At 55.8% G+C, this 13,780-nt stretch carries 16 protein-coding genes; 9 read left to right on the forward strand and 7 right to left on the reverse strand.

Annotated features, from left to right (window positions below):
- Window positions 1-138 precede the first annotated feature (138 nt).
- The 4 genes from pnp to AC2LB6_RS16775 all read left to right on the forward strand — a co-directional run bounded on the left by pnp (window position 139) and on the right by AC2LB6_RS16775 (window position 5,416).
- Window positions 139-2,274, forward strand: coding sequence for a polyribonucleotide nucleotidyltransferase (pnp, locus tag AC2LB6_RS16760; protein ID WP_490094324.1), 2,136 nt, complete (start codon window positions 139-141; stop codon window positions 2,272-2,274).
- A 129-nt stretch (window positions 2,275-2,403) separates the two neighbouring features.
- Window positions 2,404-3,288: a lipoprotein NlpI gene (gene nlpI, locus AC2LB6_RS16765; protein ID WP_010251765.1), complete on the forward strand. Its 885-nt coding sequence runs from the start codon at window positions 2,404-2,406 to the stop codon at window positions 3,286-3,288.
- A 105-nt stretch (window positions 3,289-3,393) separates the two neighbouring features.
- Window positions 3,394-3,450 carry a protein YrbN gene (gene yrbN / locus AC2LB6_RS16770; RefSeq protein WP_098053093.1) on the forward strand — a complete coding sequence of 19 codons (57 nt, stop codon included), beginning with the start codon at window positions 3,394-3,396 and terminating at the stop codon, window positions 3,448-3,450.
- Window positions 3,451-3,466: 16 nt separating this feature from the next.
- Complete coding sequence (locus AC2LB6_RS16775) at window positions 3,467-5,416, forward strand: DEAD/DEAH family ATP-dependent RNA helicase (protein WP_490094325.1); 1,950 nt, start codon at window positions 3,467-3,469, stop codon at window positions 5,414-5,416.
- Between the two features lie 55 nt (window positions 5,417-5,471).
- Here AC2LB6_RS16775 and AC2LB6_RS16780 read toward each other — a convergent pair whose 3' ends face one another.
- Entirely contained in the window at window positions 5,472-6,218 is a 747-nt protein-coding gene (locus AC2LB6_RS16780) for an SDR family NAD(P)-dependent oxidoreductase (RefSeq protein WP_490094326.1), read from the reverse strand.
- Between the two features lie 175 nt (window positions 6,219-6,393).
- On the opposite strand from AC2LB6_RS16780, the gene AC2LB6_RS16785 reads away from it, so the two are divergent.
- A complete protein-coding gene (locus tag AC2LB6_RS16785) occupies window positions 6,394-7,314 on the forward strand; it encodes an AraC family transcriptional regulator (RefSeq protein WP_490094327.1) in 921 nt (306 codons plus the stop codon).
- On the opposite strand, the gene AC2LB6_RS16790 is transcribed toward AC2LB6_RS16785, so the two are convergent.
- The 3 genes from AC2LB6_RS16790 to ubiU form a co-directional block, all read right to left on the reverse strand.
- Window positions 7,315-8,325, reverse strand: a complete 1,011-nt coding sequence (locus AC2LB6_RS16790; protein ID WP_490094328.1) for a luciferase-like monooxygenase — start codon at window positions 8,323-8,325, stop codon at window positions 7,315-7,317. It lies immediately after the preceding gene.
- Between the two features lie 120 nt (window positions 8,326-8,445).
- Window positions 8,446-9,324, reverse strand: coding sequence for a U32 family peptidase (locus AC2LB6_RS16795; protein ID WP_490094338.1), 879 nt, complete (start codon window positions 9,322-9,324; stop codon window positions 8,446-8,448).
- Between the two features lie 9 nt (window positions 9,325-9,333).
- Window positions 9,334-10,329, reverse strand: coding sequence for a ubiquinone anaerobic biosynthesis protein UbiU (gene ubiU / locus AC2LB6_RS16800; RefSeq protein WP_490094329.1), 996 nt, complete (start codon window positions 10,327-10,329; stop codon window positions 9,334-9,336).
- A 203-nt stretch (window positions 10,330-10,532) separates the two neighbouring features.
- On the opposite strand from ubiU, the gene ubiT reads away from it, so the two are divergent.
- Both ubiT and AC2LB6_RS16810 read left to right on the forward strand, forming a co-directional pair.
- Window positions 10,533-11,057 (forward strand): ubiquinone anaerobic biosynthesis accessory factor UbiT, encoded by a 525-nt coding sequence (gene ubiT, locus AC2LB6_RS16805; RefSeq protein ID WP_490094330.1) that lies wholly within the window; start codon window positions 10,533-10,535, stop codon window positions 11,055-11,057.
- Window positions 11,051-11,557 carry a GNAT family N-acetyltransferase gene (locus AC2LB6_RS16810; protein ID WP_490094331.1) on the forward strand — a complete coding sequence of 169 codons (507 nt, stop codon included), beginning with the start codon at window positions 11,051-11,053 and terminating at the stop codon, window positions 11,555-11,557. Before ubiT ends, AC2LB6_RS16810 begins: the two co-directional genes overlap by 7 nt.
- Here the strand turns inward: AC2LB6_RS16810 and AC2LB6_RS16815 are convergent.
- A complete protein-coding gene (locus AC2LB6_RS16815) occupies window positions 11,541-11,834 on the reverse strand; it encodes a GIY-YIG nuclease family protein (protein ID WP_490094332.1) in 294 nt (97 codons plus the stop codon). The two genes, AC2LB6_RS16810 and AC2LB6_RS16815, sit on opposite strands and share 17 nt — an antisense overlap.
- 74 nt (window positions 11,835-11,908) lie before the next feature.
- Between AC2LB6_RS16815 and AC2LB6_RS16820 the strand changes: the two genes are divergently transcribed.
- Window positions 11,909-12,337 carry a YhbP family protein gene (locus tag AC2LB6_RS16820; protein WP_490094333.1) on the forward strand — a complete coding sequence of 143 codons (429 nt, stop codon included), beginning with the start codon at window positions 11,909-11,911 and terminating at the stop codon, window positions 12,335-12,337.
- A 36-nt stretch (window positions 12,338-12,373) separates the two neighbouring features.
- Here AC2LB6_RS16820 and AC2LB6_RS16825 read toward each other — a convergent pair whose 3' ends face one another.
- On the reverse strand, window positions 12,374-12,895 hold the full coding sequence (locus AC2LB6_RS16825) for a type 1 glutamine amidotransferase domain-containing protein (RefSeq protein ID WP_490094334.1): 522 nt from the start codon (window positions 12,893-12,895) through the stop codon (window positions 12,374-12,376).
- Between the two features lie 146 nt (window positions 12,896-13,041).
- On the opposite strand from AC2LB6_RS16825, the gene AC2LB6_RS16830 reads away from it, so the two are divergent.
- Window positions 13,042-13,677, forward strand: a complete 636-nt coding sequence (locus AC2LB6_RS16830; RefSeq protein WP_490094335.1) for an NAD-dependent epimerase/dehydratase family protein — start codon at window positions 13,042-13,044, stop codon at window positions 13,675-13,677.
- Here the strand turns inward: AC2LB6_RS16830 and AC2LB6_RS16835 are convergent.
- Window positions 13,669-13,780, reverse strand: a 112-nt coding sequence (locus AC2LB6_RS16835) for a 4Fe-4S cluster-binding domain-containing protein (RefSeq protein WP_490094339.1), incomplete at its 5' end; no start/stop codon positions are given. The genes AC2LB6_RS16830 and AC2LB6_RS16835 overlap by 9 nt on opposite strands.

Genomic DNA, 13,780 nt, shown 5'->3' on the forward strand with positions numbered 1-13,780 from the left:
GCAGAATTTCGCGCGGCTAATGAGAGGCTTTACCGCAGGGGCGGTCGAGGGTTGTCATTAGTCGCGAGGATGCAGCTGAAGATTGGTAATCAATGGCGGGCTACAGATAGCCATGCCCCGAAGTTAAGGACTTTGATTTTGCTGAATCCGATCGTACGCAAATTCCAATATGGTCAACATACCGTCACGCTGGAAACCGGCATGATGGCTCGCCAGGCGACAGCCGCTGTGATGGTGAGCATGGACGATACTGCAGTGTTCGTCACTGTTGTAGGTCAGAAAAAATCTAAACCAGGTCAGGACTTCTTCCCACTGACCGTGAACTATCAGGAGCGTACTTACGCTGCTGGTCGTATCCCAGGCAGCTTCTTCCGTCGTGAAGGCCGTCCAAGTGAAGGCGAAACCCTGATTTCGCGTCTGATTGACCGCCCGATTCGTCCGCTGTTCCCGGAAGGTTTTGTTAACGAAGTTCAGGTTATTGCAACTGTGGTTTCTGTAAACCCACAGGTTCACCCTGACATCGTTGCAATGATTGGTGCCTCTGCTGCGCTGGCACTTTCTGGTCTGCCGTTCAATGGCCCGATTGGCTCTGCGCGCGTGGGTTACATCAACGATCAATACGTCCTGAACCCAACCGCCGATGAGCTGAAACAGTCTCGTCTGGATCTGGTTGTTGCCGGTACGCAGAATGCCGTTCTGATGGTTGAATCTGAAGCTGAGATCCTGTCAGAAGAGCAGATGCTGGGCGCAGTGGTCTTTGGTCATGACCAGCAGCAGATCGTTATCGAAAACATCAATGCCCTGGTTGCTGAAGCTGGCAAACCACGCTGGGACTGGCAGCCAGAAGCCGCCAATACCGCACTGATTTCACGTGTTGCTGCCCTGGCAGAAGCGCGCATCAGCGATGCTTACCGCATCACTGACAAGCAGGAGCGTTACACGCAGGTTGGCGTCATCAAAGACGAAACCATTGCTGCGCTGCTGGCTGAAGATGAAACGCTGGATGGTTCAGAAATCGGCGACATCGTGCATAGCCTCGAGAAAACCGTCGTTCGTACCCGTATCCTGAATGGCGAGCCACGTATCGATGGCCGTGAAAAAGATATGATCCGCGGTCTGGACGTGCGTACTGGCGTATTGCCACGTACCCATGGTTCATCACTGTTCACCCGTGGTGAGACGCAGGCACTGGTTACGGCAACGCTGGGTACCACCCGCGATGCGCAGAACCTGGATGAGCTGATGGGCGAACGTACCGACAGCTTCCTGTTCCATTACAACTTCCCTCCATACTCTGTCGGCGAAACCGGCATGGTAGGCTCGCCGAAGCGTCGTGAGATTGGTCACGGTCGTCTGGCGAAGCGCGGCGTGTTAGCGGTAATGCCAAAAGCGGAAGATTTCCCTTACACCATCCGTGTTGTATCTGAAATCACCGAATCTAACGGCTCTTCTTCAATGGCCTCTGTCTGTGGTGCCTCACTGGCGCTGATGGATGCAGGTGTGCCAATCAAAGCCGCTGTTGCCGGTATCGCGATGGGCTTAGTTAAAGAAGATGAGAAGTTTGTCGTTCTGTCTGACATCCTGGGCGATGAAGATCACCTGGGCGACATGGACTTCAAAGTAGCCGGTAGCCGTGAAGGTATCACCGCGCTGCAGATGGACATCAAAATCGAAGGCATCACGCGTGAAATCATGCAGGAAGCACTGAACCAGGCCAAGGGTGCGCGTCTGCACATTCTGGGCGTCATGGAACAGGCTATCAGCACACCGCGTACTGAGATTTCTGAATTCGCTCCACGCATCTACACCATCAAAATCAGCTCGGACAAGATTAAAGATGTGATCGGTAAAGGTGGCTCAGTGATTCGTGCACTGACCGAAGAGACCGGTACAACCATTGAAATCGAAGATGACGGTACCGTGAAAATCGCAGCGACCGATGGTCTGAAAGCGAAAGAAGCGATTCGTCGTATCGAAGAGATTACCGCAGAGATCGAAGTGGGCCGCGTTTACAGTGGTAAAGTGACCCGTATCGTCGACTTCGGTGCCTTCGTCGCTATCGGCGGTGGTAAAGAAGGTCTGGTTCACATTTCACAAATCGCGGATAAGCGCGTTGAGAAAGTAACTGACTATCTGCAGATGGGTCAGGAAGTGCCGGTTAAGGTGATGGAAGTTGATCGCCAGGGCCGCGTACGTCTGAGCATCAAAGAAGCGACAGAATCTAAGCCGCAGACTGAAGAAGCTGCAGCGGTGCTTACGCCTGAAGCTGAGTAAGACGTTGCTGATTTGCCCCTCTTTGCCTGGCAGAGAGGGGCGTTTGTATCATCGCGAGGGCGGGAATCCTTGTGCACAGCAGGCGGATGACAGGATGGTTATCCCAATGTTTGTATTCGGGAGTGGGAAATGAAGCCTTTTCTGCGCTGGTGTTTTGTTGCGACAGCTTTGACGCTGGCAGGATGCAGCAACTCCAATTGGCGTAAGAACGAAGTTCTTGCAGTGCCTTTACAGCCCACACTGCAGCAGGAAGTGATACTGGCGCGCATGGAACAAATTCTTGCCAGTCGCGCTCTCACCGATGATGAACGCGCACAGCTGTTATATGAGCGCGGAGTGTTGTATGATAGTTTAGGTCTGCGGGCATTAGCGCGGAACGATTTTTCGCAAGCGCTGTCTATAAGACCAGATATGCCCGAAGTGTTTAACTACTTAGGCATATATTTAACGCAGGCGGGCAACTTTGATGCCGCCTATGAAGCGTTTGATTCTGTACTTGAGCTTGATCCAACTTACAACTATGCGCATTTAAACCGTGGTATCGCCCTCTATTACGGCGGTCGATACAAGTTAGCGCAAGATGATCTGCTGGCGTTTTATCAAGACGATCCTAACGATCCTTTCCGCAGTCTGTGGCTCTATCTCGTTGAACGTGAGATGGATGTCGACAAGGCAAAAGTCGCGCTTCAACAGCGTCACGACAAAGCGGTCAGAGACCAATGGGGATGGAATATTGTCGAGTTCTACCTTGGAGATATCAACGAGAAAACGTTGATGGAAAGTCTCAAGGCGGACGCAACGGATAACACCTCGCTCGCTGAACATCTCAGTGAAACCAACTTCTATTTAGGTAAGTACTACCTAAGTCTGGGGGAGAAGGACGACGCGAAAGCGTTGTTCAAACTGGCGGTGGCCAACAACGTCAATAACTTTGTTGAACACCGATACGCATTGTTGGAACTGGCGCAACTCGGCCAGGCACAAGACGATTTATCAGAATCTGACCAGCAATAGCTGACGAACTTAATTTGCCTGTAAAACCTGTTAAGTCATCATCTTAAAGGATGAAGGCTTTTCTGTTCGTCAAAACTTCTAATTTGAGCCGGTTCACACTTTTTGATGAAAATGACTGAAAGTTTTCACGACGAGTTATGTAGACTGGCCGCCGCAATCTAAGAGGCACGTGTACTACATGACTGATATTCAAACCACTTTTGCTGACCTTGGCCTGAACGCCGACATCCTTGAATCACTGAATGGCATGGGCTATGTAAAGCCATCCCCAATCCAGGCTGAGTGTATTCCTCACCTGCTGGCGGGCCGTGACGTGTTAGGCATGGCGCAGACCGGGAGTGGTAAAACTGCGGCTTTCTCTCTGCCGCTGTTACACAACATTGACCCTACTGTTAAAGCGCCACAAATCCTGGTGCTGGCACCTACCCGCGAACTGGCGGTACAGGTTGCTGAAGCAGTTACCGAATTCGCTAAACACATGCGTGGCCTGAACGTGGTTGCCCTTTACGGCGGCCAGCGTTATGACGTGCAGCTGCGCGCACTGCGTCAGGGACCACAGGTTGTTGTAGGTACCCCTGGTCGTTTGCTTGACCACCTGAAACGCGGCACGTTAGACCTTTCTAACCTGCGTGGTCTGGTGCTGGATGAAGCAGACGAAATGCTGCGTATGGGCTTCATCGAAGACGTTGAAACCATCATGGCGCAGATTCCAGCCGATCATCAGACTGCGCTGTTCTCTGCTACCATGCCGGAAGCGATTCGTCGTATCACCAAACGCTTCATGAAAGATCCACAGGAAGTGCGTATTCAGTCAAGTCTGACCACGCGCCCTGACATCAGCCAGAGCTACTGGACTGCTTACGGTCGTAAAACAGACGCACTGGTTCGCTTCCTTGAAGCTGAAGACTTTGATGCTGCCATCATCTTCGTGCGTACCAAAAGCGCAACCATGGAAGTGGCAGAAGCGCTGGAGCGCAGTGGCTATAACAGCGCCGCGCTGAATGGTGACATGAACCAGGCACTGCGTGAGCAGACGCTGGAACGCCTGAAAGATGGTCGTCTCGACATCCTGATTGCAACCGACGTTGCGGCCCGTGGCCTGGACGTTGAGCGTATCAGTCTGGTTGTTAACTACGACATCCCGATGGATTCAGAATCTTACGTTCACCGTATCGGCCGTACCGGTCGTGCAGGTCGTGCTGGCCGTGCGCTGCTGTTCGTTGAGAACCGCGAGCGTCGTCTGCTACGCAACATCGAACGTACGATGAAGCTGACCATTCCTGAAGTAGAACTGCCAAACGCAGAACTGCTGGGTGAGCGTCGTCTGGCTAAGTTTGCTGCTAAAGTTCAGCAGCAGCTGGAAAGCAGCGATCTGGATCAGTACCGTGCTCTGCTGGCTAAAATGCAGCCAGAAGAAGAACTGGATCTGGAATCACTGGCAGCCGCACTGCTGAAGATGGCACAGGGCGAACGTCCTCTGATTCTGCCACCAGAAGCACCACGTCCTGCACGTCGCGAATACCGCGATCGTGACGAGCGTGATGGCCGTCGTGACAGCCGTGAAGCGCGTGGCGATTCTCGTGCTCCGCGTGAAAACCGCGAAAACCGTGAAAGCCGTGATGGCGATCGTCCACGTCGCGAACGTCGTGACGTTGGCGAAATGCAGCTGTACCGCATCGAAGTAGGCCGCGATGATGGTGTTGAAGTTCGTCACATCGTTGGTGCTATCGCTAACGAAGGCGACATCAGCAGCCGTTACATCGGTAACATCAAGCTGTTCGGTACGCATTCAACCATCGAGCTGCCGAAAGGCATGCCAGGCGATGTGCTGCAGCACTTCACCCGTACGCGTATTCTGAACAAACCGATGAATATGCAGCTGCTGGGTGATGCACAGCCAAACGAAGGCCGTGGTGATCGTCGTCCAGCGGGTGCAGGCGGTGAGCGTCGCAGTGGTCCAGGTGCTGGTGCTCCAGGTGCAGCCAACCGTGAAGGTGGTCGTCGCTTCTCTTCTGAACGCCGTGAAGGTGGTCGTGAAGGCGGTGGACGTACTTTCAACCGTGAAGGTAGCCGTGGTCCACGTCGTGAAGAAGGCGCAGCCGCCTCTCCACGTCGTCGTGATGCATAACGACTTAGCGTCGTAACAAAAAGGGAAGCCACTGGCTTCCCTTTTTTTATGCCTGTCAGGCACCACCGCTGATCATGACGCGCTCGCCGCTGACATAGGCAGACTCCTCAGAGGCCAGAAACAGCGCGACCTGCGCCACATCCTCCGGCAGACCAAAACGCCCCAGCGGCGTAGCCGCCAGCAGCTGCGCTTTGAGCTGCGGACTCATCCTCTTCGCAGCCAGTAATCCCTCGGTCAGGATCATCCCAGGTGCCAGCGCGTTAACCCGAATATTCCTGGCACCCAGTTCGCGCGCCAGTCCCTGAGTCAGGGTATCCACCGCGCCTTTGGTTGCCGCCCAGAGTACGGAACCCGGCGTGCTGTTTTTACTGTTCAGGGCGCTAAGGTTAATAATGCTGCCGCCATGCGAAGGGAAGTGACGAATCGCCTGCTGACAGACCATCAGCGTGCCGAGCAGGTTAACGTCAATCTGCTGCTGCATCTCCTCCTGCGTCAGCGCCTCAAACTCGCCGTGATGAAAGCTGCCTGCATTGTTCACCACAATGTCAGGTGCGCCGAAACAGTCTGCGGTGGTGGCGAACAGCCGTTCCACATCCCGCAGGCGAGAGATATCTGCCTGTACTGCCACGGCTTCACTGCCCAGGGTGACGATATCGCTGACTACGTCAGCTGCCCCGACTTCATCCTGACGATAATTGACCACGACGCGCGCGCCCGCTGCGGCAAACGCGATGGCAATAGCCGCGCCAATGCCTTTGGACGCGCCAGTCACCAGTGCGATTTTATTCTGCAGTGCTTTCATTATGTCATTCTCCGCCGTAATAATTGCGTCGAAAGACTATGCGCGATGGCGCTGAAAAGCGGGTAGCGCAATCCTGCAAGCTTTTTGCACAATCCTGCAAAAGTGCCGTAACGGGACAGGCATACCGCCTGGCGTCAGGTAATATCAGCATTGAGAGCGGGAGGAGGGGGAAAGAGTGACAGAGAGTGACAAGTGGCAGGCGCTGGCAGACTTAATTGCCCGTCATGCTCCGGAGGATGGCCGGCATGCCAGTGCCATAGATTGTCTTTTTTTTGGTCGGGTTTCAGCCCCGACTGAGCCGATGCACTTTGCTCAATGGGCCAGTTTTGCGCTGGTTGCTCAGGGCGGTAAGGCGCTGCATATCGGTGATGAGGTACTGCACTATGGGCCGGGTGACTTGTTGCTGGTGACGCTGGATATGCCGGTACGCGCCTGCGTTACCGCCGCCACGCCGGAAAAGCCGAATCTGGGAGTGGGTATTGCCATCAATGAATCCCGACTGCGACGCTACCTTGAACAGTTCCCTCCGGCGCTGCCGCTGGGGATAGCCCCTAATGAACGTGGCGTCACCGTACATAAGGTCTCACCCTTACTGATGGATGCGGTCGTTCGGCTGGTGCGCCTGCTTGACCATCCGGAAGATATTGAGGCTCTGGCTCCACTCATCGAGCAGGAGATTTTCTACCGGCTGCTGACCGGGCCGGAAGGCTCGCGCATCCTGAATATGGCACTGTCTGAGCGGCCGGGCAACCGGGTGGCGCAGGCTGCCCGCTGGCTGCGGGAGAATTTTCATCAGCCGCTGAAGATCGATCAGCTCGCCAGCAGTGTCGGCATGAGTATCTCTTCGCTGCACCATCACTTCAAAGCCGTTACGGCCATGACGCCGATGCAATACCAGAAACAACTGCGGCTGAATGAGGCGCGACGTCTGATGATGGTGGAAAAGCTGGATGCCGGTACGGCAGGCTATCGGGTGGGATATCAGAGCGCATCACAGTTCAGCCGGGAGTATCGCCGCCTGTATGGGCAATCTCCGGCCAGGGATAGTCGTCAGCTGGCGGTGAGTCCGGATATCATCCGCCCACCGCAAAACTGATTACAGGCTATTTGCTGCTTCCATCGCAATTGCAAAAGATCGAAGACGCGCCTCGCGGTCAAAAATCTGGCCATTGACCATAATCTCATCCGCCTGGGTTTCACGCATCAGTGAGGCCAGTCCATGACGTACCTTGTCGGTATCGCCGACCAGCGACATGCTGAGTGCCTGCTGAACGCCATACTGCTCTGACGGCGACCAGAGGTTATCCATGTTTTCAACCGGTGCCGGTAGCGGGCCAGGTTTGCCACGGCGCAGGTTAATAAACTGCTGCTGTTGCGAGGTAAACAGGAAGCGCGCATCACGCTCATTGTCAGCAGCGACCACGTTAATGCAGACCATGGCATAGGGCTTGTCGAGACGCGCCGATGGCTGGAAGTTCTCGCGGTAAACGTGCAGCGCCTGGAACAGCTGGTCAGGCGCAAAATGGGACGCAAACGCAAACGGCAGGCCCATTTTTGCTGATAGCTGTGCGCTGTAAAGACTGGAGCCGAGCAGCCAGACCGGGATTTTCAGGCCCAGACCGGGCACCGGCTGCACGGGCAGCTGCGCATCCGCGTCCGCGTCAAACCAGTTAATCAGTTCAGCCACATCCTCAGGGAACGTGTCGATGTGCATGTTGGCCTGATGACGGCGCAGCGCCATCATGGTGCGCTGGTCAGAACCTGGCGCACGGCCTAAGCCGAGGTCGATACGCCCAGGATAGAGAGAGGCCAGCGTGCCAAACTGCTCGCCGATTACCAGCGGCGCATGGTTAGGCAACATAATGCCGCCGGAGCCCAGCTTCAGGGTCTCGGTATTCGCCGCCAGGTAGCCAATCAGCACCGACGTCGCGGCGCTGGCAATCCCTGTCATGTTGTGATGTTCAGCCAGCCAGTAGCGTTCGAAGCCCAGTTTTTCAGCCTGACGCGCCAGCGCCAGTGAATTGTGGAACGCATCCCGTGCGGTCGCGCCCTGTGGAATCGGCGCAAGATCAAGTACGGACAGGCGAAGAGGTTTTTTATCAGACATGGCTACTCCCATTGAATGGCGCAGGCATTAAGTGAAGGCCTGCGCCATTAAGTATTACGCATCATTCTTTCTATTAAAACTGCTAACCTGTGCAGGAATATAGCCGGTATGTGCTTTTACTCAGGAGACCAGCGTCATACCCGCCAGTTTGCGCCAGTAACCGTTACAATCGCTGCCTTTCGCGACCATTAACGGTGCCTGGCCGTTTTCATTAGCCCGAAAACGGTCGATCTCTGCCAGCGTTGTTACATCCTGCGGGGAGAGCCGGACGCAATCGACCTGATCGCGCATACCCGCCAGATCGTTACCCAGGTTATAACAGTAGCCGCTCATGGTCTGAATGCCATTGAGGACGAACACCTGCTGTCCCTCCTGAGAGTCGACGCACCGGCCTGTCGGGTAGTTGATGCAGCAGGTTTCGCAGTCATCTTTCGCGCGATTTTCCGAGCGGGCGGTGAAGCAGCGCGCAGAGAGCGCCAGCGGCAGGTGACCGTAGCCCAGCACCTCAACCTTAAACTGCTGGCGGATGCCCCGCGTCTCGCACTGCTCCAGCAGCTGTAGCAGCCAGTCACGCGACATCTCCACCGGCATACACCAGCGCGTCATGCCCTCTTTGACCAGCAGCTGCAGCGTGTCGGCGTTATAGACATTCAGCGTCGGGCCCGCGACAAAGGGCAGATGGCGCTCAGCGGCCATGTTGACCGTGCCGATATCATTGGCTTCAATCAGGAACTCGCCGTTCTCAACGTAACGCTGCAGCTCTTTCAGCTCCGAGGGTGACTGCAGCAGCGCCAGCGTGCTCAGCACCACCTGTTTGCCGCTGGCCGTGACTTCACGGGCCAGATCCATCCAGCGTGCATAGGGCGTGGCGCGGCGTTTACTGCACACCGCTTCGCCGAGATAGATAATATCCGCGCTACTGCGGGCCGCCTGATGGTAGAAATCTTCCAGGGTATCGGTTGGCCAGTACCAGAGCACCGGCCCAAGGGCATATTGCATCATGACTCCTTATTGCCATTCACGGTGATAAGCACCCAGCGTGGTTTGCGTGCCTTCGGAGAGGTCGCCCAGCGTCTGCATCCACTGCGGCGCGACTTCAAACTGTTCCGGCTGCGCTTTGCAGCGATCGATAGCCTGACGCCAGACGCGCGCCACATCAGCGACATAGGCAGGACTGCGCTGACGGCCTTCGATTTTCACTGAGGCGATGCCTGCCCGTAGCAGCTCCGGCAGCAGCTCCAGGGTGTTGAGGCTGGTGGGCTCTTCCAGCACGTGATAACGCTTGCCGTTAACCTCATACCGCCCTTTGCATAGCGTCGGGTAACCTGCGCTTTCATCGGGCGCGTAGCGATCAATCAGTACTTCATTGAGACGTGACTCCATGCCCTGCGGCGTCTGCTGCCAGCGCACAAATTTCGCCGGGGAGCAGGCGCCCGCGCTGTTAGGCGATTCGCCGGTCAGCCAGGAAGAGAGGTAGCAGCGGCCTTCCGCCATAATGCACAGGCTGCCAAAGGCGAATACCTCCAGCGGCACCGGCGTGCTGCGCGCCAGCTGTTTAACCTGATGAATCGACAGCACGCGCGGCAGGACGACACGCTGCAGATTGAAATGGCGATGGTAAAAGCGAATCGCCTCCAGGTTAGTCGCGGAAGCCTGGACAGAGAGATGGCGTTCAACCTGTGGGTAGTGCTTCGCGGCATACTCCAGCGTGGCGATATCGGCCAGGATCAGCGCGTCGGCGCCGTTTTGCGCCGCCACATCAATCGCCCGCTGCCAGCGTCCCATGCCATCCGGATGGGCAAACGTGTTGATCGCCACATGCAGTTTGCGGCGATGCTGATGCAGATAGCGCGCCGCTTCAGCCAGCTTTTTATCGGTGAAGTTCAGGCCCGCAAAGTGACGGGCATTGGTGTCATCTTTCAGCCCCACATAGACCGCATCCGCGCCGTTCTCTACGGCGGTGCGCACTGCGGGTAAGTTTCCTGCCGGGCAGAGCAGTTCCATAGGTGTTCCTCTCAACATGCGATGGGCGTCGAGTCTAGGCATCTGGTCCGGCGAGAGTGTTGATTTGGGGCAGTGAAATTTCAGTTCATCCGCCCTGGCAGCGCTTTTTTCCCTTAACAGCAGTGGTTTTTATTGATCTCAGAGGAGGCGCGCCGAAAAGGATATGGCAATATACGTAAAATTTTCTGAAGGGAGTGACGAAAGTGTTAGAGCGGATACATGCCCATTGTGTGAAAAACGGTCCGAAAATCTTAGGGTTACCCGCAACGCTTACCCCATTCCCGGTCAAAAAGTTGCTTCTGCAACAACTCTTAAACTGGCAATTTCGCCATGCTTTGGCTGAAGGTGAGTTAGACTTTCTGGACGGTCGCCTGCTGGGTATCGAGATTGCCGATCTCAATCTGCAATGGATCACCACGCTGCAGGACGGCCGACTGGCGGTATTGCAACAGTCCGAAGCGGATGTCTGGTTTCGGGGCAATGCCAATGATCTGTTGCTGGTGGCAGCACGTAAAGCAGATCCCGACATGCTGTTCTTTCAACGCCGTCTGGTGATTGAAGGTGACACAGAACTGGGACTTGAGGTGAAGAACGTAATGGATGCTATTGAACCCGAGGCTATGCCCACCGCGTTACGCACGGCCATTGAGCAGATGGCGGCATTTGTTGATGCTGGCATGAAACAGGACGCGAAAGCCACACAGGCACGCGCGGGTGCCGCATGTTGATCCGTAGCGAAATTGGTGTAGATGCTGCGGGCATCGACGCGCTGCTCAGACGCTGCTTCAGTACTTCCGCCGAGGCGGAACTGACTCAGGCGCTGCGTGAAGATGGCCTGCTGACGTTAGGCGTTGTCGCCACTGATGAGGAAGGACAGGTACTGGGTTATGCCGCATTCAGTCCGGTCAGCGTTCAGGGTGAAGATCGCGGCTGGGTGGCTCTGGCACCGCTGGCCGTCGATGAGACGCTGCGCGGTCAGGGTCTGGCCAGCAAGCTGATTTATGAGGGGCTGGATACGCTTAATGAATTTGGCTACAGCGCGGTCGTGGTGCTGGGTGATCCTGCACTGTTTAACCGTTTTGGTTTTGAACCGGCTGCACGCTACGGCCTGCGCAGTCGCTGGCCGGGAACAGAGGCAACGTTTCAGGTCTACCGTCTGGCGGATAATGCCTGGGATGGCGCGGAAGGGCAGATCGATTACGCCGAACCCTTTAATCGCCAGTCGTAATACCCAGCCAGCCCTCCAGACTGATCGGCTGGCCCGCCACCAGCAGTAACTTCTGCTGGCGGGTCAGCTGCTTAACCTGATACTCCAGTCTGGAGGCGCTGGCCCGATCTCCCGCCTCACAGTGAAACACCAGGTCCAGCGGGCCTTTGCCGCGCAGCGCGCGGGCGCCGCGCCCGCTCTGGTGCTGAGCGACCCGACGCTCCACATCTGTGGTGATGCCGGTGTACAGGCTCCCTTTCGCCGTCCGGACGATGTAGAGTTGCCACTGCTGACTCATCGCAATCATTTCCAAAAAAAGGTGCCGGGCAGTGTAGCGCGCTTCACGCTCTGGTGCACCGCCAGGAGTTTATCTTGTCCGATCACGCCCATCTGGTTCGCTACCTCAGAAAGCAGCATGTGCTTTCACTCTGCTGTACCGCTGACGATCAACTGTGGTGCGCTAACTGCTACTACGTCTTTGATGAGACGCGCATGGTCTTCTGGATCATGACCGAACCTGATACCCGCCATGGTGAGTTAATACAGAAGAATCCGCAGATTGCGGGCACCATCAATGGTCAGCCCAGAAGTGTGCTGCTGATTAAAGGTGTGCAGTATCGTGGCCGTGTTGTCCGGCTGGAGGAGGCCACAGAGCAGATTGCCAGAGCCGCTTACCAGAAACGTTTTCCGATCTCACGCAAAGTGTCGGCACCGCTGTGGGAGATTGAGCTGGATGAGGTGAAGATGACGGATAATTCGCTGGGGTTCGGCAAGAAAATTGCCTGGCAGCGGGAGAAATAAAAAACGCCCCTTTCAGCTGAAAAGGGCGTATCGGGTTTACAGCGCTTCGAGGATCCGCAGGGATTCACGATTAAAGGCAGGTAAATCGGCCGGGGTGCGGCTGGTGACCAGCTTATCGCCGTCTACAACCACTTCCTTGTCATGGAAGTCAGCACCAGCATTGATCAGGTCAATGGCAACGGCCTTCACGGTGGTCATCTTGCGACCGCGCACGCCGTTAGCGCTAATCAGCAGCTGTGGCCCGTGGCAGATGGCAAAAATCGGTTTGCCGCTGGCGACAAATTCTTTGGTAAAGGCAACGAAACGATCGTCGCCGCGCAGGGAGTCAGGTGAATGACCGCCTGGCAGCAGCAGGGCGTCAAATTCAGCCGGGCTGACATCATCAATGCTGCGATCGATGGTCACTTCCGCTTCGCCTTTCTTGCCTTTAATGACATTACCGGCCTGTTTCTCGATGGTAACCACCTCAAAACCAGCGCGTTTGTAAACTTCCGCAGGTGAGGTAAATTCTGAGTCTTCAAATTCATCGGTAATCAAAACCGCCACTTTCTTGCTCATTTTTTTCCTCCTTAAAACGAGTGGAGCGCGAGACGCGCTATCCGGATAACGTTGTAAGCCTGGTCGCTGAGAGTGAGAACGCAAGCCAGCCCGCTAAGATCAGCTATCTTTTAAGCTATTAGCAGTGAAATAAGGACGAATCTGAGATGAATCGTGTATTACTGACCGGTGCCACCGGCTTAGTCGGGTCGCATCTGCTGCGCTTACTGATTGAGGATGAGCGCGTCGATGAGATTATTGCGCCCACACGCCGGCCACTGCCTGCGATGCACAAAGTAGTGAATCCGGTAGAAGCCGATCTCACCGATGTGTTGGGACCGCTGGAAAGTGCGCTGGATACGGTGTTCTGTTGCCTCGGCACCACGCGTAAGCAGGCGGGCAGCAAACAGGCTTTCATCCACGTAGATTACACCCTGGTGGTGGACAGCGGATTATGCGGATTACGTCTGGGGGCGAAGCAGATGCTGGTGGTCAGCGCGCACGGCGCTAATCGCCACTCACCGTTTTTGTACAATCGCGTCAAAGGCGAAATGGAGAATGCGCTGCGCCATCAGGGCTGGCCGCGCCTGACGCTGGTGCGGCCCTCACTGTTGCTGGGCGATCGCGCGCAGAAGCGCGGTGGTGAAAGCCTGGCGGGACCGCTGTTCTCGCTGCTGCCGGGCAACTGGCGGGCGGTGCATGCACGCGACGTGGCACGTTGTCTGCATCAGCAGGCTTTCACTCAGGGAGGTGAGAACGTCAATATCGTCGAGTCAGGCGACATCCCGCGTCACTCAGCGTAACTGCCAGATAATCTGATTACGGCTGCCGCGCCATTGCAGCGTGGCATCCTTCTCCTCTTCAACAAAGCGACCATCGATCAGCACGTCGAGATAGCTCAGCACC

The organism is Pantoea sp. RCC30.1 (assembly GCF_058148845.1).